Source organism: Ferdinandcohnia jepli, from assembly GCF_047246645.1.
Taxonomy (GTDB): domain Bacteria; phylum Bacillota; class Bacilli; order Bacillales; family Bacillaceae_L; genus Ferdinandcohnia.
Map to the genome: position 1 here is coordinate 37,490 of NZ_JBFOKR010000001.1, position 21,549 is coordinate 59,038.

Annotated in this window: 18 protein-coding genes and 1 pseudogene; 13 read left to right on the forward strand and 6 right to left on the reverse strand. The window is 37.8% G+C overall.

Features of this window, described 5'->3' with window-relative positions; translation table 11 throughout:
- Positions 1-147: 147 nt before the first annotated feature.
- The 6 genes from AB3M96_RS00230 to AB3M96_RS00255 all read left to right on the forward strand — a co-directional run bounded on the left by AB3M96_RS00230 (position 148) and on the right by AB3M96_RS00255 (position 9,316).
- Positions 148-510, forward strand: coding sequence for an ArsR/SmtB family transcription factor (locus AB3M96_RS00230; RefSeq protein WP_412965541.1), 363 nt, complete (start codon positions 148-150; stop codon positions 508-510).
- Positions 507-2,642, forward strand: coding sequence for a heavy metal translocating P-type ATPase (locus tag AB3M96_RS00235; RefSeq protein WP_412965542.1), 2,136 nt, complete (start codon positions 507-509; stop codon positions 2,640-2,642). The genes AB3M96_RS00230 and AB3M96_RS00235 overlap by 4 nt, the downstream gene beginning before the upstream one ends.
- Before the next feature lie 560 nt (positions 2,643-3,202).
- Entirely contained in the window at positions 3,203-4,762 is a 1,560-nt protein-coding gene (locus AB3M96_RS00240; protein WP_412965543.1) for a glycine betaine uptake BCCT transporter, read from the forward strand.
- Between the two features lie 430 nt (positions 4,763-5,192).
- A complete protein-coding gene (locus AB3M96_RS00245) occupies positions 5,193-5,699 on the forward strand; it encodes a MarR family winged helix-turn-helix transcriptional regulator (RefSeq protein WP_412965544.1) in 507 nt (168 codons plus the stop codon).
- A gap of 58 nt (positions 5,700-5,757) precedes the next feature.
- Positions 5,758-7,515 carry an ABC transporter ATP-binding protein gene (locus AB3M96_RS00250; protein WP_412965545.1) on the forward strand — a complete coding sequence of 586 codons (1,758 nt, stop codon included), beginning with the start codon at positions 5,758-5,760 and terminating at the stop codon, positions 7,513-7,515.
- Complete coding sequence (locus tag AB3M96_RS00255; RefSeq protein WP_412965879.1) at positions 7,508-9,316, forward strand: ABC transporter ATP-binding protein; 1,809 nt, start codon at positions 7,508-7,510, stop codon at positions 9,314-9,316. Before AB3M96_RS00250 ends, AB3M96_RS00255 begins: the two co-directional genes overlap by 8 nt.
- Positions 9,317-9,371: 55 nt before the next feature.
- On the opposite strand, the gene AB3M96_RS00260 is transcribed toward AB3M96_RS00255, so the two are convergent.
- Positions 9,372-9,974 carry a hypothetical protein gene (locus AB3M96_RS00260; RefSeq protein WP_412965892.1) on the reverse strand — a complete coding sequence of 201 codons (603 nt, stop codon included), beginning with the start codon at positions 9,972-9,974 and terminating at the stop codon, positions 9,372-9,374.
- A gap of 124 nt (positions 9,975-10,098) precedes the next feature.
- Positions 10,099-10,593 (reverse strand): RNA polymerase sigma factor, encoded by a 495-nt coding sequence (locus tag AB3M96_RS00270; RefSeq protein ID WP_412965546.1) that lies wholly within the window; start codon positions 10,591-10,593, stop codon positions 10,099-10,101.
- A gap of 423 nt (positions 10,594-11,016) precedes the next feature.
- On the opposite strand from AB3M96_RS00270, the gene AB3M96_RS00275 reads away from it, so the two are divergent.
- From AB3M96_RS00275 to AB3M96_RS00295, 5 genes are all read left to right on the forward strand, one after another.
- Entirely contained in the window at positions 11,017-11,361 is a 345-nt protein-coding gene (locus AB3M96_RS00275; protein WP_412965547.1) for a hypothetical protein, read from the forward strand.
- A 289-nt stretch (positions 11,362-11,650) separates the two neighbouring features.
- Positions 11,651-13,120 (forward strand): YcdB/YcdC domain-containing protein, encoded by a 1,470-nt coding sequence (locus AB3M96_RS00280; RefSeq protein WP_412965548.1) that lies wholly within the window; start codon positions 11,651-11,653, stop codon positions 13,118-13,120.
- 181 nt (positions 13,121-13,301) lie between these two features.
- Positions 13,302-14,564 (forward strand): hypothetical protein, encoded by a 1,263-nt coding sequence (locus tag AB3M96_RS00285; RefSeq protein WP_412965549.1) that lies wholly within the window; start codon positions 13,302-13,304, stop codon positions 14,562-14,564.
- A gap of 232 nt (positions 14,565-14,796) precedes the next feature.
- Positions 14,797-15,366 (forward strand): dihydrofolate reductase family protein, encoded by a 570-nt coding sequence (locus tag AB3M96_RS00290; protein WP_412965550.1) that lies wholly within the window; start codon positions 14,797-14,799, stop codon positions 15,364-15,366.
- A gap of 14 nt (positions 15,367-15,380) precedes the next feature.
- Positions 15,381-15,902 (forward strand): GNAT family N-acetyltransferase, encoded by a 522-nt coding sequence (locus AB3M96_RS00295; protein ID WP_412965551.1) that lies wholly within the window; start codon positions 15,381-15,383, stop codon positions 15,900-15,902.
- Positions 15,903-15,970: 68 nt separating this feature from the next.
- Here AB3M96_RS00295 and AB3M96_RS00300 read toward each other — a convergent pair whose 3' ends face one another.
- Positions 15,971-16,975: a helix-turn-helix domain-containing protein gene (locus tag AB3M96_RS00300; RefSeq protein WP_412965552.1), complete on the reverse strand. Its 1,005-nt coding sequence runs from the start codon at positions 16,973-16,975 to the stop codon at positions 15,971-15,973.
- A gap of 294 nt (positions 16,976-17,269) precedes the next feature.
- Here AB3M96_RS00300 and AB3M96_RS00305 point away from each other — a divergent pair, with 294 nt between their 5' ends.
- Together AB3M96_RS00305 and AB3M96_RS00310 are read left to right on the forward strand one after the other, a co-directional pair.
- Positions 17,270-18,403: a M20 peptidase aminoacylase family protein gene (locus AB3M96_RS00305; protein ID WP_412965553.1), complete on the forward strand. Its 1,134-nt coding sequence runs from the start codon at positions 17,270-17,272 to the stop codon at positions 18,401-18,403.
- Positions 18,404-18,451: 48 nt separating this feature from the next.
- Positions 18,452-18,574, forward strand: a pseudogene (locus tag AB3M96_RS00310) (hypothetical protein); the annotation flags it as partial.
- A gap of 23 nt (positions 18,575-18,597) precedes the next feature.
- On the opposite strand, the gene AB3M96_RS00315 reads toward AB3M96_RS00310, so the two are convergent.
- The 3 genes from AB3M96_RS00315 to AB3M96_RS00325 form a co-directional block, all read right to left on the reverse strand.
- Positions 18,598-19,815, reverse strand: a complete 1,218-nt coding sequence (locus tag AB3M96_RS00315; protein ID WP_412965554.1) for an MFS transporter — start codon at positions 19,813-19,815, stop codon at positions 18,598-18,600.
- 9 nt (positions 19,816-19,824) lie between these two features.
- On the reverse strand, positions 19,825-20,241 hold the full coding sequence (locus tag AB3M96_RS00320; RefSeq protein WP_412965555.1) for a MarR family winged helix-turn-helix transcriptional regulator: 417 nt from the start codon (positions 20,239-20,241) through the stop codon (positions 19,825-19,827).
- 145 nt (positions 20,242-20,386) lie between these two features.
- Positions 20,387-21,379, reverse strand: a complete 993-nt coding sequence (locus AB3M96_RS00325) for an SGNH/GDSL hydrolase family protein (protein WP_412965556.1) — start codon at positions 21,377-21,379, stop codon at positions 20,387-20,389.
- Between the last annotated feature and the right edge of the window lie 170 nt (positions 21,380-21,549).

Below are 21,549 nucleotides of genomic sequence, written 5' to 3' on the forward strand. Positions count from 1 at the left end.
GCTTGGTAACTCAATTTGACATAAGTTAATCAGAAGACATATAAAATAAGTTTTTTAAATAAGCGAACATTCAAACAATTATTTGACCGTTTTAAAAAATTTACATATACTAATAATCAAATGATTGTTTGAATAAGAGGTGGGTAAATGAAACAAAAGGATATTTGTGAAGTAACTTGTATAGATGGAGAAAAGGTGGAAAAAGTACAAAGATCACTGGCTTCACAAAATACGTTGGCTGTCGCACAAATATTTAAGGCGCTAGCGGACGACACGAGAGTGAAAATCGCGTACTCCTTAGCTGAAGAAGATGAGCTTTGTGTTTGTGATGTTGCAAATATAGTGGGATGTACGACTGCAACTGCTTCTCATCATTTACGACTTCTACGTAATTTAGGTTTAGCAAAATATCGAAAAGAGGGTAAATTAGTGTATTACTCTATTGATGATGAACATGTAAAACAATTGATTCAAATTGCATTTACCCACCAGAAGGAGGTGGCGAAATGAGTGAGACAATGGAACAGGTAAATAAAAAGGCAGTTTATCGTGTCCAAGGTTTTTCCTGAGCAGGCTGTGCCACTAAGTTCGAAAAGAACGTAAAACACCTGGATGGTGTTTCAGATGCAAGTGTAAATTTTGGAGCTTCTAAGTTAACGGTTTACGGTGAAACCTCAATTGAAGAATTAGAGAAAGCTGGAGCATTTGAAAACTTGAAAATTGTGCCCGAGAAAGAACGATTCGAAGAGAAGAAGGAGCCATTTTACAAAAAGCATTCAACTGTCATTGCTTCGTTCGTTTTTTTACTCATTGGTTGGTTTTCTGGTCAGTTTGCTGGTGAAGGTAGCTTAGTATCTATTTTAGCCTACGCTGCTTCCATCGTTATTGGTGGTTTTCGATTATTTACAACAGGGTTACAAAATCTGTTACGTCTTCAATTTGATATGAGAACTCTTATGACCATAGCTGTAATCGGTGCGGCCTTCATTGGTGAATGGGGCGAAGGTGCAACGGTGGTAATCTTATTTGCCATTAGTGAAGCTTTAGAAACGTACTCGATGGATAAAGCACGTCAGTCAATACGGTCTTTAATGGATATTGCTCCAAGGGAAGCTCTTATTAGAAGAGGTTCAAAGGAATTTATGGTAGCAGTAGAGGATATTCAAATTGGTGACGTGATGATCGTAAAACCTGGGCAAAAAATCGCTATGGATGGTGTGGTTGAAAAAGGTTATTCCTCTGTTAACCAGGCAGCGATTACAGGTGAATCTGTTTCCGTTTCAAAAGCTGAGAAGGATGAAGTTTTTGCCGGGACGATAAACGAGGAAGGCTTGCTTGAAGTTCGAGTAACAAAGCATGTCGATGATACAACGATTGCAAAAATCATTCACTTAGTTGAAGAAGCGCAAGCAGAGCGTGCCCCTTCACAGGCTTTTGTCGACCGATTCGCAAAGTACTATACACCAGCCATTATGTTAATTGCTTTAGGAGTAGCAGTTGTACCACCGTTATTGTTTGAAGCAGAGTGGAGTACTTGGATTTATCAAGGATTAGCTGTGCTGGTAGTAGGTTGCCCATGTGCTTTAGTTATTTCTACACCTGTATCTATCGTAACCGCTATTGGAAATGCTGCCCGAAACGGGGTCCTCATTAAAGGTGGAATTCATCTGGAAGAGCTAGGAGCAATTAAAGCAATTGCTTTTGATAAAACAGGCACATTAACTAAGGGAGTACCGGTAGTAACTGATTATCTCACTCAAGGAAGTGTAAATGAACGGGAGCACTTTGCCGTTGTTGCTGCGTTAGAAAATGGATCTCAGCATCCATTAGCTTCTGCAATCATGAAAAAAGCTGAGCAACTGAATCTGCCTTACCAAAATAGGGAGGTTAAAAACTTCACTTCCATAACGGGTAAAGGGATTAAAGGGAGTGTAGATGGTAAGAGTTATTATGTTGGTAGTCCGAGTTTGTTTGAAGACATATTTACGGAAGGTATTCCTAGAGATCTGAAGGAGTTGATTTCTAATCTGCAAAAGCAGGGTAAAACGGTTATGGTATCAGGAACAGAAACTTCAATCATGGCACTTATTGCTGTAGCAGATGTTGTAAGAGAAAACAGTAACGATGTGATCAGGAAGTTGCACGCCTTAGGTATCGAGAAAACAATTATGTTAACGGGAGACAACCAAGGAACAGCAAAAGCAATCGGTACTCAAGTTGGAGTCTCTGATGTAAAAGCTGATTTACTTCCACAAGATAAACTAGCGCTTATTAAGGAATTAAGAAACAAGTATAATCGAGTTGCGATGGTAGGGGACGGCGTAAATGACGCACCGGCATTGGCTGCTTCCACAGTAGGAATTGCCATGGGTGGGGCAGGCACAGACACTGCACTTGAAACGGCGGATATTGCGCTAATGGCTGATGATCTTGGTAAATTACCATTTTCGGTAAAATTGAGTCGAAGTGCGTTAAAGATTATCAAACAAAATATTACATTTTCTTTAGGGATAAAGCTAGTTGCATTATTACTTGTTGTTCCAGGATGGCTAACATTATGGATTGCCATTTTTGCTGACATGGGTGCTACTTTACTTGTAACGTTAAATAGTTTAAGGCTCTTACGAGTGAAGGATAAATAGAATGAAAAGTTTGGTGCTTCTCATTTGATGAGGAGCAATAAAATGTCAAAGGGTGAACCGAAAGCTAATCTACTTTTAATTTTGTTAGCTCATTTAGTGAGAGGGTTTTGGTTTGTACGAGTATTGCTTTAGAGAGCTGTTGTGGGTGGCAGCTCTCTTTTTGTTGAAAAATTCTACGAGATGAATAGCAATTCCTTTGAATTCCGACTATATATAGAGGATTTGAGAGTTATTCTAAGAATATATAGTGTGTAATCACTCTAAGTGAAGTTTGAATAGATATATCCTTGAATAAGCCACTATATCGAAAGTGATTCGTATAACGATATTTGTTATAGTATTAATATTCCCCAAAAAACCTGTTATCTGTCTACTAAATACCTCTGTTACCAATTCCAATAACAAACAGATGCTCAATGGTATAGTACGAAATTAAACAACATGTATTACGCAATTAAATAGGGTTACGTCTATATTTACTTCTCAATATATAAATCACTATCTCACCAACCGAAGTAGACCCTCTGCGAAATTATCAAAGATGGGAGTTAAAATTTAATATGAAATTTAAAAAAACTACAACTGTTTTTTATGTATCTTTAGCAATATTGATTGGTCTTGTTCTTATTGGGGTAACAATGCCCTCGACGTTAGAAAAGGTCACAAGTAATGCACAGGGAGTAATTACAGATTCCTTTGGCTGGTATTACCTTATCCTTGTTTCATTATTTGTTTTTGTGTGTTTTTATTTATTAGTAAGTCCAATTGGCCGGATAAAGCTTGGGAAACAGGACGATAAGCCTGAGTTTTCACGTCCAACTTGGCTAGCGATGCTTTTTAGTGCTGGTTTGGGAATTGGGTTGGTGTTTTATGGAACCTATGAACCTATCAGCCACTATATGATTAGTTCACCAACAGGCCAAGAAGGCACGGATCAGGGGATAAAAGACGCAATGAGGTTTACGTTCTTTCATTATGGCATCCATGCATGGGCTATTTATGGTTTGATTGCAATGGCATTGGCTTACTTTACTTTTCGTAAAGGGGAATTAAGTTTAATAAGCCGAACATTACGCCCGTTAATTGGGAAGCATGCGGATGGACCTGTCGGAAAAGCAATTGATATCATTGCTGTTATCTCTACAGTTATGGGTGTCGCTACCTCTCTAGGATTCGGTGCCATGCAAATTAATGGTGGGCTTTCCTACTTATTTGATGTTCCAAGCACGATTACAAGTCAATCTATTATTATATTAGTCGTGACAATCTTTTTTATGATTTCGGCCCTAACCGGTCTAAGTAAAGGCATTAAGATCCTAAGTAATGTGAATATGGGGTTAACCGCGGTTCTCTTCTCAGTGGTCTTTATCTTAGGTCCAACGCTCTTTACACTTAACTTATTTACAGATACGATAGGGGCCTACATGCAAAACTTCGTTAACATGAGTTTTCGTATTGCACCCCTGAATGAAGAGGGACGTAACTGGATTAATGCTTGGACGATTTTTTATTGGGCATGGTGGATTGCATGGGCCCCATTTGTTGGTGTGTTTATTGCCAGAGTTTCAAAAGGGAGAACGATTCGTGAGTTTATCGTAGGTGTCATACTTGTTCCATCCCTTCTTGGTTTCATCTGGTTTTCAACCTTTGGAAGTGCGGCTATCTTCACAGAGGCTTCTGGCATTCTTTCCATTTCTGCATTGACCCCTGAGGAATCACTATTCGGTTTATTAGACGGGTTTCCGCTTAGTATGGTATTATCTCTGTTAGCTATTTTGCTTATAGTCACGTTCTTTGTTACTTCGGCCGATTCTGGTACGTTTGTTTTAGGTATGATGACAACAAATGGATCTCTAAATCCGAGTTCAGCGATAAAGGCAACTTGGGGAGTGATACTCTCAGTAACAGCAATAGTCCTTCTTTACTCCGGAGGCCTGCAAGCTCTTCAAAATACGATGATCCTCGCAGCTCTTCCTTTCTCAGTCATTATGGTGTTAATGGTAGTCAGCTTGCTAAAATCATTAAATTTAGAAGCAAAAGCACTGGGAATTGGTCAAATAAAAATTGAACGAAAGAATACAGCTGACACACAAAGCAAAAAGGATGTTAAAGCTGGATAAAAGGATAAAAAGTATTGGAAACGTCTCAACTGCGGTTGGGGCGTTTTTAGTTAAGTACTTTGCTAAAAGATTAATATTGTAAAAGGTTCTGCTTGGATTGAAATTATGCGGCGGCTGACGGTAGTTGAGTTCTAACTGCCCGAGAATTGAGTTTGGTGCCACGCTCGTTCAGATAGAGTGCGTCTATCTGCCCGGTCAATTATAGTAAATCTATCTCCTCCAGAAACGAAATTAAAGACTCACTAGATCATTAGCGAAGTAATCCCCTATTTCACCAATCACACACTCCCAGTCACATAAATTTCCTAGCTATAACCTATTCAGACCCTCTAAAAAATTGACACACACCAATGTATGGCGCTATGATATATCGCATAGGATATATCGTATCCGATTTATTTTGTGAAATGCGTTTGAAAGGAGACTACTTTTGAGTGAACGAATCGAGTTTATACGTGAATCAATCGACTTTTTACACTGTTTTATGGTGAAAAGTATTCAGAGATATGCTGAGGAACATGGTTTGACTGCTCCACAATTAAAGGTTATAGAACAAGTTTTAATACATGAATCAATTAGTATCAAACAGCTTACACAAAACTTAAGGATGACACAAAGTACTGTTTCCGATATCGTTGAACGACTGTCTGCGAGAGGGATCTTAATCAAAACTCCTAATCCAAGAGATAAACGGTCTGTCGTTATTACGATAAGTGAAGAAAAGTTAAAAGTAATAAAAGAAGCCGCCCCAAAGCCATTGAATCGAGCAATAAAAGGTGCTTTAAGTGTATTATCGGAGGCTGAACAGGAGACTGTGGAACAGGGGATGAGATTATTACTTTCTGCCGTTAGAGAAAAGATGGATAGAGATGGAATGGAGCAGTTAGAATCGTTCAATTTCTTATTCTTCCAGGAGGATAAAGTTACAGACGGATAAAGAAACGAGAAAATACTTTCAATTTTTAGTACCAATATCCTTTAGGAGGAATTTATGCATGCTGAAAATTTTTACATATTTTCAGAAGAAAGATTGGCTGTTAATTTTGTGCAGCTTGGTTTTCATCGTTACTCAAGTATGGCTTGACTTGAAAATACCTGATTATATGGCGGAAATTACAAGACTTGTACAGACTGAAGGTAGCAAAATTAGTGATGTTCTTGGACAAGGTGGATTCATGCTCTTATGCGCAGTTGGAAGTATGCTAGCTTCGATGGTTACTGTGTTTCTGGCAGCAAGAGTGGCGGCAGGATTTTCGGTTCGTTTGAGAGGCATGGTTTTTGAAAAGAATCTGTCTTTTTCAATGGAGGAAATCAGCCGTTTTTCTACAGCAAGTCTAATTACACGATCTACCAATGACATTATGCAGGTTCAGATGTTAATCATAATGGGACTGCAAATTGTCATCCGTGCTCCAATCATGGCGGTGTGGGCGATTTTTAAAATTATGGGTAAGTCCTGGGAGTGGACGGCTGCAACAGGAATAGCGGTTGCTTTTCTATGTGTGTTAATCGCCATCGTGGTCTTTGTTGCATTGCCGAAATTCAGGGTAATTCAAACACTGACTGACCAATTAAACCGTGTGACAAGAGAGAATTTATCAGGCATCCGAGTTGTACGTGCGTATAATGCGGAAGAATTTCAAGAGGGTAAATTTGAAAAGGCGAATCATGAGCTGACAAAAACGAATCTATTTACAGGTAGAACGATGGCAATTCTGTTCCCGTCAATCGGCTTGATGATGTCAGGAATGAATCTCGCTATTTATTGGATTGGTGCTATATTAATTACTAATGCTTCGGTAACAAATCGTCTGCCATTGTTTTCTGATATGGTTGTTTTCTCCTCTTATGCCATGCAAATCATTATGTCATTTATGATGCTATCGATGGTATTTATTATGATGCCGCGTGCGGCAGTTTCTGCAAAGCGTATTAATGAGGTATTACAAACCAAGATTAAAATTCAAGATGGCGCTGTTAAAAAAACACCAACGGTATCAGGTGAAATCGAATTCCGTAATGTGAGTTTTAAGTATCCTGAAGCAGAGGATTATGTGTTGAAAAATGTGAGTTTTACTGCACACCAAGGCGAAACAGTCGCAATTATTGGGTCGACAGGAAGTGGAAAAAGTACGCTACTGAATTTGATTCCTAGATTTATGGATGTAACTGATGGGGAAGTACTTGTAGATGGAACCAATGTGAAGGAGTATTCCCTTGATACCTTAAGGGATAAAATTGGTTATGTATCTCAAAAGGCAGTTATGTTCAGTGGCAGTGTTGCCTCAAATGTAGCCCTTGGAGAAGCTAAAAAGAACACAGGCACTCAAATTGAGCGAGCTGTTGAGATTGCGCAGGGTAAAGACTTTGTGGAAAAGATGGAAGGTCAATATGAAGCAGATATTGCGCAGAGTGGTACAAATATTTCAGGAGGACAGAAGCAAAGGCTGTCGATAGCTCGTGCAATCTATAAAAATCCTGAAATCTATCTGTTCGATGATTCTTTTTCAGCGCTTGATTATAAAACAGATCGAGTTCTGCGGTCACGACTTAAAAAAGAGATAGAAAATGCCACCTCAATAATAGTTGCGCAGCGCATTGGAACGATTATTGATGCAGACCGCATTATTGTCATCGATGAAGGCGAAGTCGTAGGGATCGGTACACATCAAGAGTTAATGAGAACATGTGGGGTTTATCAGGAAATTGCCTACTCACAATTGTCAAAGGAGGAGCTTGAAATTGGTGGATAAACAAAAGTCGAAAAAAGCCAAGCGTTCCCGTAAACAGCCTGAAGGCTCTGAAAAGGGACAGGGTTTGAAGAGTTTCTCACAATTATTTGCCTATTCTCGAAGCTTTGTACCGGCAATTATCGTCGCAATGGTGCTGTCGATGGCAGGGGCTATTTTTAATATCATTGGACCTGATTTGCTGGGAGAAATGACCGATATCATAGTAGAAGGAATGATGAGTACCGTTGATATGGATGCGATATTTGATGTGGCACTCATTCTTTTGATTCTTTATGGATTAATGTTTATTTTTCAATATGTCCAAGGCTTCATGATGGCTACGGTAACACAGAGAATTTCAAAAAGCTTACGGAAAGACATCTCTAAAAAGATGAACCGTTTACCGTTAAAATACTTTGACTCAAATAGTACAGGTGATGTGTTAAGTCGTGTAACTAACGATGTTGATTTAGTTGGTCAGACACTGAACCAAAGTCTGAGTGGATTAACTTCGGCAGTTACTTTATTTCTAGGTTCATTGGTCATGATGTTCTATACGAACTGGATTATGGCTATTTCTGCTGTACTATCGACCTTTATCGGATTCGGGTTGATGTCCTTTATTATCTCAAAGTCACAAGTTTATTTTGGACGACAACAGCAACAGCTTGGTAAGCTGAACGGTTATATTGAAGAAATCTATTCAGGACAAAGTGTCGTAAAAGCTTATAATGGCGAAAAAATGGCAAAGGACACTTTCCATGAAATCAACACGGGATTATATGAAAGTGCTTGGAAGTCCCAATTTCTTTCAGGTTTAATGATGCCTTTTATGATGTTTGTTGGGAATCTTGGTTATGTTGTTGTCTGTATCGTCGGTGCGGCACTTGCGGTCAATGGGTACATCTCATTTGGTGTGATCGTTGCTTTTATGTTGTATATTCGTTTGTTCACACAGCCACTTTCTCAAATTGCCCAAGGTGCTACACAGTTGCAGTCTACAGCAGCGGCGAGTGCACGTGTTTTTGAGTTTTTAGAGGAAAACGAACTTGCAGATGAAAGTGAGAAAACAAAAAGTCTTCAAACGGTCAACGGGGATGTGGAGTTCCGGAATGTTCGATTTGGTTACAATGAAAATAAGCCGGTTATTAAAAACTTTTCAGTAAGCGTGAAAGCTGGTCAAAAGGTTGCGATTGTTGGTCCAACTGGTGCCGGGAAGACGACTTTGGTCAACCTGCTGATGCGTTTTTACGAAGTTAATGATGGGGAAATATTAATTGATGGAGTTCCAATTAGTCAGCTTACTCGGGAAAACCTTCATGATATGTTTTGTATGGTTCTTCAGGATACGTGGCTCTTTGAAGGGACGATTCGGGATAACATCGTTTATTCTAGTGAGGGAGTTACAGATGAACAGTTAGATGAAGCTTGTAAAGCCGTAGGACTTTATCACTTTATCAAAACGTTGCCAAAGGGTTTTGATACCATTCTAGATGACAAGTCAAGTCTGTCTGCAGGGCAAAAACAGTTAATTACGATCGCTCGTGCAATGGTAAAAACGGCTCCATTACTAATATTGGATGAGGCGACAAGTTCAGTCGATACCCGGACTGAGATGCTGATTCAACAAGCAATGGATAAACTAACCGTAGGAAAAACATCGTTTGTAATCGCTCACCGATTATCAACGATTAAAAATGCTGACGTTATTCTTGTGATGAAGGATGGAGATATCATTGAAACGGGTAATCATGAGGAACTGTTGTTGAAAGATGGTTTCTATGCTGAATTATATAATAGTCAGTTTGAGGACGTTTCATAGAGGAAAAAGAAGGGGATGCCAGGTGGTGTCCCCTCTTACTATACTTTAATCTACCTTATTCATTCTCATCACTTTCATGAAAAAATCCCTCAAATTCAATTTCTTGCGTTTTCTTTAGTCCAAAGTGACGAAACTCTACAACCATTGTGTGAACATCTTGAATGTCCGCTTTATCCTTCAACTCGACTCTAAAAGCAAGATGGTATTCCTTATTCACGGATTGATAGCCTTGTATTGGAACTAGCTCATCCTCAAGTCCTTCTTCTCTCACATGAGTTTCATCTACAACCCCAATTGTCTGACTATGGTCAATATATGGCGTAACAGTAAGTTGTCCCTGTTCTTCCCGGACGATGGTCCCATCCATTTGAATAAAATATATATCTAGAATTTTAGGGTTTCCATAGCCATTCCAGGATAATATATAGTTTCCTAGATAGATGACCTCTTTATCCTTCATTAAGTTGATGTCATAAGTGGAGTGGTTCCACTTAGTAAATTCCCCTTTTTGAATCATGAAAACAAACATGGATGCAAAAACGATAGTCAGTACAGAAATGATAACAATCATTCGGTTTCTTATTTTTTTAAAAGGTTTTTTAACTTCTTTCACTTCCGACATTTCTGTCTTATCAGGCAGAGTGAATTCATTTTTCATGGTCGCTAAAACTTTCTTGCACTTTGAACAGGTTTTGACATGATTTTCAATGTAGTCCTTGCTTTCTACCCTGCAAAGGTCGTCTATATAAGAGGGTAATAGGTCCCGAACAATGGCACATTTTTCATTCATCAGTATCCACTTCCTTTCCTAACTTTTCTTTGGCCCGATAATATGTAACTCTTGCCCAATTTTCAGTTTTCATATGGATTTCACCTATTTCTTTAAAAGAGAGGTCACCAAGAATCCTTAATAGTACGACCTCCCTATAGGGATTTTCTAGTACATAAATTTTTCGGTAAAATGAGATCTTATCTTCTTTTTCAATCAATTCTGATTCTGGATTAGTTAGTGGTGACGCAAACGATTGGTAATCTTCAAGACTTTGAGACTTTGTTTTTCGTTTCTTATCAACATATTTGTAATAGGAATGTTTTGCAATCTGACATAACCAAACAGACATTTTGCATTGACCATTGTAACGGTCTATGGATTTCACAGCCTGATAAAACGTTTCCTGAGTTAACTCCTCCGAAAGAATCGGATCATGACAAAGACACATCAGATATCTAAATACATCATCTGCATATTGCCGATAAATACTGTCCAGATTTGCCAAAGCCCAGCCTCCTTTCACCCTATATATCCGAAAAAAACCTATTTCGTTACAAGAATAAAAAATATTTTTTCAATAAAGTCTTTCAATGTATTTAATAGAATAATAAAACTAGTAGAATCTACAAATATACACTGAATTATACAATAAATTCCAAGGGGAAAAGTTAATTAATAGATTATTTAGGAAAAGTCTGGTCATTTGGCGTAAATGCTATGTAAACTCAAAAGAGGAAATAAACTCATTGGAAGCGAAATAATAGTAACTGGTATTTTTTTACTTTATTAAGGAGGGGTTTCTATAAAAAGTAATTTAGTACATTTATCTATTTTAGCAATCATTATTACTGTAGTTAGTTTAGCTGGCTGTACAACTAAAGTTGATATCTATACTGAGGAAAATTGTACGGATGTATTTATTCCCTGTGTGAATGCAAGTACAGGAAAACATGCAGTAAAGGTTTCAAATGGAACGAGTTCGATAAAAATTGCTGGTGTTCATAATGAAATTGACTCTGATCTTGAACTTCTAGAAGAAAATGCTGCTATTTTAAAAGGAAAGAAAAATAATAAGGTCACGTTGGAATTCGTTAATAAAACCCCATTACGAATAAAGTTGAATCAGATGGACGGATTAAAAGTAAGGGAAGAACTGCCTCTATCAAATAATGAATTTGTCCTACCAAAAGAGCGTGGGTTCTATAATTTTCTTATAACTTGTGATTATTCGAATGGAGTTGTTACCCACTTTTTGAAAGTCGAGGTAAAATGAGATAAGTTGAGGGTAAAAATAACACACCTATCCTAAAATATGTAAGGATAGGTGTTTTTCTGTTCTATTTTAATTAATAGCTGCGTCTACATATGGTCTGCAAGCAGATAACGTGATGAAGACCAGTAATATTGCTGTTTTTCAAGTTATCTCCCTTTGCTCACTTATATGTTTCAATATGTATTATCTAAAGAATTTAAAGTGTATTGCCCGAAAATGATACCTTAGTAATAGTTGGAAAGATTTATGGTAGAATACTATAAATATATATTTTATCGGGAGGACACAGATGAGAAATATTATAGTGAAGCTCCAGCCTTTTTTACCAGTAAAGGCATATGACAAAGTTTCTGAGTATGATGAGGGGAGTTTTGACATAGTTGATGCGGATACTGATGAGGAAATCGGTAGCTATTCCTTGAATGAAAAAGGGGAGCTTATTGGGTTTTCGTTAATGTGTGATGAACAACCTGAGGGTGAACTCCGTAAAGAACAAATCTCTGAAATTGCACAGTGTTTCGTTGATACCTTTTATCCTGGGCAAAAGGAATTTGAGCTTTCTGGTATTCTTGACTTAGACAATCCGTACATGGTTACGTATGAAAAAAGGGACGAGAAGTACGGGATCTTTTTACATAGTACGGGATTTACCGTTTCTATTTCTACTTCTGGACAAGTTACAAGGTTTTATTGTTCATATGACGAAGAATATGAAGTTCGTTATTCCGATATTGTTGTCTCCGAAGCAGAAGCTATAGAGAAGTATCTCGAAGGATTAGATTTTGAGATGAATATCCAAAAGTTTGACCAAGACGTCTATAAAAATGGTAATAATCAATACCATTTGGCATACAGCGTAATTGAGCAAATTATGGATATTCCCGTGGATGGTTCTGATACGCCAAGTATTCATGAAGGATTCTCTTTTGAAACGGCAATCGAAAAGCGGGAGATGCCTACACAGGATTTCTATGAACTTATCGGTTTGACATCTGACTATAAGCTATTGGACAAACAAGTGGAAGCAGGTAAGCGAATTGAATTCTGGTCTAGACATGATTCTGTTGATGGATTTTCGGTTGACATGGATGAAACAGATAACCTTGTGATAAAGCTTTGTTTTGATGAAAAGACGAATGTACTTCTTCACGTTGTAAGTGGTGAGGAGCATGAAAATGAGGGTGAGGACATTGCGATCGACCGTGCGAAGGAACGTGCCTTAAATCTCATGTTTAAGGTGTTTCCGGACACCCATGAAAGATTCAAATTAGAGTTTCTTGAAGATGCGGAAGATGATGTTGAGGAGTATGAGGACGAAGATTTCGCTGACGAGGACTTCGAGGAAGATGACTATGAAGAAGAGGTATGGGATGAATATGTAGAACAAGAAGATGGTTACACGTTTTATTTCCATTTGCACCTCGAGGGGATTCGCGTCGACCAACATGTATCACTAGTTACAATAGGGAAGTATACGGGGAAAGTAACAAACATGAACATGGATATCCCTTCAGAGCATCTATATAATAAGCTTCCAACGATTCCTGCTATTACAAAGAAAGAAGCAAAGGAAATTTATAAGAAGCATTTAAAAATGGAACTTATGTTTATCCGTGAATATGATGAAGACGGAAAGTCCATATACTCTTTAGCTTATGTGCCTGATTTTCCAGAAACGGTTGGGTCTGTGAGGGCGATTGATGCTATCAGTGGGAAAGCAATGTATGTTGATGTGGGAGATGCGACATTTTTACAGTAATGGAATATGAGAAAGGGAGATGGTGTTATGTACACCGTCTCCCTTTTTTTGCCCCTGCCAAGGACCTTTATTTTAACATATGTATTTTAAAAAAAGTGACTAAAGACCTGTCCTGCCTGCAGAATAGTATAGGTAATTGTTGGTAAGATTATAAGAGACAAGTCCAAAGGGGAGTAATATTATGCCACATCAGAAGTTTCAGTCAGCTGTTATAAAGCCACGCTATTCCAAAGGTATAATATCTGTATTTGGGACCAATTCGGTATATCCCCGTACTCCTTGGATTGCAGCTTGGTGGTCGGCAGCTTTTCCAGGCTTTGGTCACATGTTTGTAGGTAAATATTTACATGGTTTGATTCTTATTATTTGGGAGCTTGTGGTTAATAATTTGTCCCATTTAAATATAGCAATTGCGTTTTCTTTTCTTGGCAGATTTGATGAGGCTAGGGAGATCTTAAATAAGGACTGGGCTTTGCTTTATGTGGCAGTATTTATATATTGTATCTGGGACAGTTACCGTTGTGCGGTAGAAATCAAAAAAAGTCATGTGTTGGCCGAAATTGAAGATGCACCTATCACACCGTCTGATGTTAGCTTTTTTGATGTTGTCATTCTTGACAAAAAAAGCCCCTCAACTGGCTTGCTTTGGTCGGTGTTTACACCTGGATTGGGGCAATTATATGGTGGCAGTACGGTTGTAGGCACATTTATTTTGGCTTGGTGGGTCTTTGTTTGTTATAAAGCTACAGCTGTTCGTATCTTTCTTCATTCCTTTCTGGGGGAATTTGATAAAGTAACGGCATCCGTTGATTGGCAATGGTTTTTATTCTTGCCTTCTATGTACGCTTTTGCCATTTATCAGGCTTACGTATCAGTAACTGAAAATAATACACTATTCGATATCGAGCAAATCCGGTTTCTGCGAGTGAGGGATGCAAACTTGACACAGCCAATCAAAATAGAAGAAAACTCAACAAAGATAATTGCTACATTCGATCATTCGCCCTTTGTCGAAATGGCTATTCATGAAATTGAAAAGATGGGAGTCCCTTCACAAAACATCGTGGCATTACCGTTAGAAAACCTTGACTCACAAATACATATCCTTGACACTATTCACCGAGTTGATGGAAGAAGCATTTTGGATGGAGCTATGATGGGCGCAACAATCTTTGCTGTTCTTGGTGCTATCTACGGCTTCGTGTGGGAGTGGGGACCAATCATTTGGGGACTGCTTGGACTTGTAGGTGGCTTCCTTTTGGGATTACTTATTGAATTACTAGTTAATAAAAAGAAAATGAAAAGTCAAGCAAGTACTAAAAGTGAGGTTATTATTGAGGTAACATGCAAAGCCTCTCTTGAGGACCACTTGATAAAAGTACTTAAATCAAGGCGAGCAAAAGGTTATGTAATTATGCCACAACGATCGATATCCGGTACATAACTAGTTGTTGAGCGTAATGTAAAATGTAAAATCTTTTTAAGAGTAGCGTTGATCCTAGAAGGATTAAGGCTATTTTTGTGGAAGATTTATAATAAAAAGTTTCTTGATGAAGAGCATATGGAGAATTGGTTATTAGAAGTAATAGTGATAGAGAGGTCTTCGTATTATCACAAATGTAATCTCTCAGTGTTAAAGAATTAATTTATGAAAACATAGTAAGGGAGGTAGAGAGATGGCCACTAACAACAAAACAAGAAGAGTCGTGTTAGACCTGGCAGTTACCTTGGATGGACTTATCGAAGGGCCAAAAGGTGAGATTGATTGGTGCATAATGGACCCCGAAATGAAATTTATTGATTTCTTACATTCTATTGATACCATTTTATATGGTAGAAAAAGCTTTGATCTATGGGGGGAATATGCTTCTCAAGCCGTTGAATCTGACGACGATAAAGAAATGTGGGATGTCATCCATAGTAAGGAAAAGATTGTGTTTACACGAAACCAAAATCTTACCGATACTAAAATAACTTACATAACCGACCATATTCTTGAAGAAGTAACGAAACTAAAGAACAAACCTGGTAAGGATATCTGGTTATATGGTGGGGCTAGTCTAATTACAACTTTTATAAATCTAGGTCTGGTAGATGAATTTAGATTATCTGTTCACCCCGTTGTATTGGGAGAAGGTAAACCTTTATTTATCGATATAAAGCAGAGGGTAAATTTGAAATTGGTTGATTCAAGACGATTTTCTTCTGGTGTTGTACAGCTTATTTATCATTTAATTGAGACATAAAGAAAGGATACACAATGACATATCATTTTACAAAACTAACTGAGCCTACGGCAGAAATTGCTAAAGTGTTTACGAAATGGGAAAACGATCCGGCTATAGTTCATTTGATTCGACCAAATCAAAATAGTTCAGATTTGAATCGTTATACTACGGTAACTGTAGAGACTTTAACCGAACGCTTAGAAGACTTTCACATCTATTTGATTTATCTGGATGACCAGTTAATTGGTGAAATGAACTATATTGTTGATCCGGGTCATCTTTTAAAAAAAGAACCTGGAACAGCTTGGCTAGGAATTACAATAGGTGAAGCGGCTGGAAGAGGTAAGGGTATAGGATATGAAGCCATTCAATATTTAGAGCGTGAACTTAAAAGTGAGGGACTTACCCGTGTAGAATTAGGTGTATTTGAATTTAATACACATGCACAGAAACTCTATCAAAAGCTGGGCTATAAGGAAATCGGCAGAATTGAGAATTTTACATACTGGCAAGATAAGATGTGGACAGATATTCGTATGGAGAAGTATGTGTAGTTTATATAGTCCAATAAAAAGAATAAGGTGATACTCCGTGGTATCACCTACTATACTTTGGTCACTGTTTACTTGGAAAACATTCCTTGAATTAAGTTTTCATCAATAAAAGGTAAAATCGTAATAACTTCGCTCATTCCATTTTTAGAAATTGCATCTTTGGCCAATTCATTCAAAAGTTCTTTTTTAATATAAGGTGCAACAGAAACAAGTGATTGAATCCCATGTAGTAGATAACTTTTTTGGACACATTCACTTAACACATCATCACTTAGAGTATAGGCGATAGCTGAAAGAGCGGCAAGGCCATTTACCTCGGATTCCTTTCTAGCACCTTCATCAATAATCACTTGACTAATAAAAGGTGCTATCGATGATAACCCTTTTAACCCATTTAACTCAAGCTCTTTCATTGCGCACTCGTCGATGACCTCTTGACTTATAAAAGGTGCCATTGATGTCAACCCTCTAAACCCGTTGGTTTCATATTCATTCTTGGCACTCTTATCAATCAATTCTTCACTTATAAAAGGAGCTACTGATGCTAAAGTGTTAATTCCATTTAGCTTACATTCATTTTCTGCACATTCATCAAGTATTTCTTGGCTTATATATGGTGCTAGAGGTACTAATCCTTTTAATCCGGTTAACTTGTATTCTTTTATAGCTAACTCGTTAAGGATGTCCTGACTTAGGTAAGGAGCTACCAGTGTTAAATCTCTTGAAGAGAGATCATCTTCTATATTTTGATAAATTCTGTCTGCCAGGTCTATAGTAAGAATTGGAGCAACAGATATGAATTCCTCTTTGTCAATTGTTACTGGATCAGTAAGATTATCATCATTTACTATATTCTTGACTAATTGTGTGCCTTTACTATTACCTAAAATGTCATCAATCGAGATATTAAAGATCCTTGCAAGCTCCGGGAGCTTAGAAATGTCTGGCATCGTTTCGCCACGTTCCCAGTTACTTATTGCTTGAAAGCTAACCCCTAACTGATCTGCAAGCACCATCTGTGTAATTTTATTTTCCTTTCGCAACTGTCCAATTTTCTTTCCAACTTTTTTCATGTCAAACAAAACATTCACCTCTTCTATTAGTATAAGACAAGTGTAACTTCTAGTGGTATAGTTTCCTATCAAGGTATACTTGAGTTTAAGACAATTGCATCTCAAGTGTGAATTGAGTTCATACATAATCGTTTGTTGAATAGATAGATCCAAGAGGAGCTCCAATATGAATACATAAAAAGGTAGCCGCATATTGTTGACAGAGAACATCGTTATCCAGTAGTTGAAATATGATTTCAGTAATGTACAATAGTTTCATAGATTCAGAATAATAAAATAGTTAGGAGTTCTGATATGTTACAGCTAGTTTCAGACTATAAGCAAGCCGTTTTAGATGCTTTTTACCATCTCCACGAGAATCCGGAGATTAGTTGGGAAGAGATAAATACCACAGCTTACATAGCAGATGTATTAGAGAAACAGGGTTGCCGTGTTCGAACATTTCCCGATACAACTGGAGTAGTTGGTGAAATAGGAGAAGGAAAGCCTGTTATTGCGATTCGGGCTGATATTGATGCATTATGGCAGGAAGTAGACGGAGAGTTTCGCGCCAACCATTCATGCGGACATGATGCCCATATGGCAATGGTGTTGGGGACAATGTATGTATTGAGTTCACTTGCTGAGAGACCAAAAGGAACGATTCGGTTTATTTTTCAGCCGGCTGAGGAAAAAGGGAATGGGGCACTTCGTTTTGTTGAAGATGGTGTAGTTGATGATGTCGACTACTTATTTGGTGTTCATTTGCGTCCGATGCAAGAAATGGCACTTGGTAAGGCAACACCTGTCATTGTACATGGCTCTGCAAGATTGCTAGGCGGAAAAATTAGTGGAGATGACCTGCATGGTGCACGCCCACACCTCGGGGCAAACGCCATTGAAGTGGGAGCAATGCTAGTAAACATGCTGAATGGAATTCATCTTGATTCCATGACACCATATACAGTTAAAATGACGTCATTTCATGCTGGAGGAAGTAGCCAAAACATTATCCCTGGCAATGCATCGTTTAGCCTTGATCTACGTGCGCAATCAAATGAAATCATGGATCAACTTGTCAGCAAAATCCAAAAACAAGTTCAAACTCTACAGGAAATGTACCAGGTGAAAATTGAACTTGAAGAGACAGCTTATATCGCGGCTGCAGTAGTTAATGAAGAAGCTACGGAAATTATGCGAAACGCAATTGTTGATGTGTTAGGAATGGAGAACACAGAGAGACCACTGGTCACAACAGGTGGAGACGATTTTCATTTTTATACTATTAAAAGACCACATTTAAAAGCTACGATGCTGGGGCTTGGCTGTAATTTGGCACCAGGCTTACATCATCCCAAAATGAAGTTTGACCATGAGGCATTGTTTGATGGGACAGAGATTTTGGTGCAGGCAGTGTTGGGGGCAATGGAGAGAAGTGAAAAAGGATAATTAATAGATGAATTGAGAGTGTGAATTTAAAAGGCTGCTTCTGGCACCCAAGAGGTATCAGCATCAACTGAGGAACAATTAGCTTCAATGGAAGAGATATCCTCATCATCCCGTTCACTAGCGAATATGGCAGAAGAATTACAAAGCTTGATTAGAAAGTTTAAAATATAAAAAGAGAAAAGACAAGGCCAATGTTACAGCGCCTTGTCTTTACGTTTAGTTGTATTTACTTTCTCATTTCGACCAACCAGTAGGGTATATAGAACGATTGATATTATTATAATTGGAATCATACCCAAGAAAACATTACGATATCCGAAAGTAGGTACAAAGAATCCAAGTAAAAATGGCCCTACACCCAACCCGAGGTCATAGAGTACAAAATAGGTTGTTGTTGCTAGACCCAGTCGTTGGGTTTCAATCCCTTTAATAGCAAGTGTTTGGGCAATCGACGTAAAGTTACCGTAACCCAAACCAATTATACAAGCAGCAAATAAGAAAATAAAACTAGTTGATGCTTGGCTAAATAAAAGCATTCCTAAAGCAAACAGAGTGAGAGCTGGATAAATCACGATATTTGCCCCGCGTCGATCCATAAGAGGACCGGTAAACGGACGGGAAAGTAAAATAGCAATTGCATATACTAAGAAAAATAGACTACCAGCTTCAACTAAATTAATTTCTTTACTGTAAAATGATAAAAACGACATTACTCCTGAATATGAAAAACCAATTAATAACGCAATAAATGAAATGGGGAGTGATTTGGGTTCAAGATAATTTTTAATAGAAAAGCCCGGTTTTGTCTCTGGATTACTAGGGGTCTTCTGCGTACTATTATCTATTTTTACTAAAAAAGCTGTCGCAATACAAATAGCGACAAGTACAGTATTAAATATGAAAATGACATTGTAGCTTGCGAAGGATTGGGTTAATAACATTCCGATAAACGGCCCGATCGCTGACGCGAGTACGATACTCATACTAAAGTATCCGATTCCTTCACCTCTTCTTGATGAAGGGATTGTTTGTGCAATTACTGTACCTGTTGCTGTACTTACTATCCCGACCGCAACACCATGAAGTAACCTGATTACCATCAGCAATGGTAAGGTTCCTGCTATAAAATAACAAAGAGTCATGACTGCCAAGAAAGAGAGACCCATAAAAAGAGTTTTCTTGTTTCCAATTGAAAGCATAATCCTTCCTGACATTAAACGACCTACAAGGATACCAATAATAAAGATACTAGCAACTAAACCTGCCGTACTTGTTGATGCTCCAAATTGAGTAACAGCGTACTCTGCTATCGTTACAATTAACAGGTAGAACATCAAAATTATCAAAAAGTTAATAGAAGAAACAATTATAAAGTTTTTTGTCCAGAGTGGTTCTTGTTGTGAGTTTTTCATATAATCCCCTTATTTCTTTAGGTTTTTTATCATAACTTCAAGTGCGTTTTCCACAATGAGTTTATTTTCTTCGGGTATACCTTCGACAAGCGTTTCTAACCATTTATCAATGATGTGAAGAATTTCATCATACACTTGCTCTCCCAAAGGTGTTAATCGGACAAGTTTGGAACGTTTATCAGTTCCCTCGACGGTTTCAACATAGCCACTTGCAATCAACTTATGAATCAGACTGGAAGCACTGGGCTTTTCAATGTGGTTTGCTTTTGCAATGTCTTGAAACGTAAGCGATTCTTCATTTTTTAGTGTACGCATAACGTTCCAATGGGAGTTAGATAAGTTATGAGGAGCCAGATGTACATTTAGTCTATTAATAAAAGGCCGATAAAAATTTGATAGGTTAGTAAAAATTTTACGATTCGGCATAACAACCTCCATTTTGAAAAGATAGTTAGTTAGGCTAACTATCTAATTACACAATAAATAATAATACAACTAATGAATTGTACTGTCAATTTGAAGGGAAGTATGAAAAACCGCTAGGATCATTAATCCTAGCGGTTTCAACCAATTATGGCTGTTCTTCTGGCTGTTCAGTTACATCTAGTTCAGTTTCTGAGTGAATATCCGTATCAATACTAAGTTCGTTCATATGTTCAAGTACACGCTTCGCAATTAGTTTGTAACCACTTGTGTTTGGATGGAAATAATCATCTGCAAGAAGGCTCGTTCCAGCACCTGTGAATAGGTCTGCTACAGGTATAAAATGTGCATTCTCATATTCATCGGTAACTGTTTTTCCAGCAGCATTCCAATTACTTGCGATAATACCTAATTCCTCAATTTCAGAAAAATACTGTTCGAATGGATTATAAAATCCAATCAAATAAATTTGAGTATCTGGGTTTAATTCATTTATTTTAGTGAAAATAGCAGTTAATCTCTCGGTGTATCCCTGTTGCTCCTCAATGAAAGGATCCATATTAAGATTGGATAAATTGTTTTTAGCAACCTGCATTATGTCGTTTGCTCCAATTGTCACTAAGACAGTATCGGCTTTTTCAATGGAAGATTGAATCTCCTTTTTCTCAAGGCGTTTGAGCAACTGATCTGTACGATTCCCTTTTTTACCATAGTTTTCAATACTGATATTGAGATTATTATCCTCGAACGTATGATTTAAGATTCCCACATATCCGCCGCTCTCCGTCTCATCACCAACTCCTTGGGTAAGCGAATCCCCTATTGCCACAATTCGTAAGTCCTCAGGCTTGAACAATTTAATCGTCCCTACAATTACCTCACGTACTTTTTCTTTTAGTCCTTCTTTAAAAGTGGTTGCAGCTTCATCGTTATCAGTTGATTCCATCATTTCCTGTTCTGGTACCTGTTCCTCAACAGGAACAGTAGCAGTAACCACTTCTACTTTTTCCTCTAAAACAGGGGGTACAGCATTAATTGCTTGTATCGTTTCCTCAGAGTCCAGAGATAAAATATATATCAGACTGCCTACAGCCACTACTAACAGGCTAACAATCATAATGATAAATTTTCGTTTGTTCATGCTGTCACCACACTAACTGTTGTTTTTCATTATTTTCCCAAATAATTCATATTCCAAACTTGTTATTACAATAGTCTATTCATTTTAGCATGTATTACACCACATAATAAGACACAAATATTAGAAAAATCGGGACTTTTGGAGGGGGGATTGGAGAAGAACCAATAAAA